Here is a 577-nt window from a genome sequence, read left to right as displayed (position 1 = left end):
AACCAGGCGCGCAGGTGGGAGTAGTCGTATCCCTTGTCGCCGTGCAGCTTGGCCGGGCGGCGGCGCCGCGGCCCACGGCGGGAGCGGATGGGCGGGATGCCGCGCACCAGTGGGATGAGGGCCTGGCTGTCGTGGGTGTTCGCGGCGGAGATGGCCAGCGAGAGGGGCAGACCGGACCGCTCCGTGATCAAGTGGACCTTCGAGCCCTTCTTGCCCCGATCCACAGGATTCGGACCTGTCAGCTCCCCCCTTTCAGGGCCCGCATGTTCACCGAGTCGATCGCGCACCGGGACCAGTCCAACTCCCCGCGGGCACCGAGCTCGTCAAGGACCAGGCGGTGCAGCTTTGCCCATACCCGGGCCCGGGTCCACTCGGCGAAGCGACGGTGCGCGGTCGGCCCGGACGGGCCGAAGACCGGCGGCAGCTGCCGCCACGTGCAGCCCGAGGTGGCCACGAAAACGATCGCGGCCAGCACCTCCCGGTCCCCGTAGCGCCGCCGTCCACCGCCCTGCGGCCGCGTCGGCGCCGGCGGCACCACGCGCTGGAACAGCTCCCACAACCCGTCCGGCACCATGCG

The 577-nt window shown here is 72.3% G+C and carries 1 pseudogene; it reads right to left on the bottom strand.

Annotated features, from left to right (window positions below):
* A pseudogene (locus LO771_RS30060) lies at positions 1-577 on the bottom strand (IS5 family transposase); the annotation flags it as partial.

Origin of the sequence: Streptacidiphilus sp. ASG 303 (assembly GCF_020991365.1) — a bacterium.
Taxonomy (GTDB): Bacteria; Actinomycetota; Actinomycetes; order Streptomycetales; family Streptomycetaceae; genus Peterkaempfera.
Note: the sequence above shows the minus strand (reverse complement) of the source record. Positions and strands in the feature narration are given on the sequence as shown.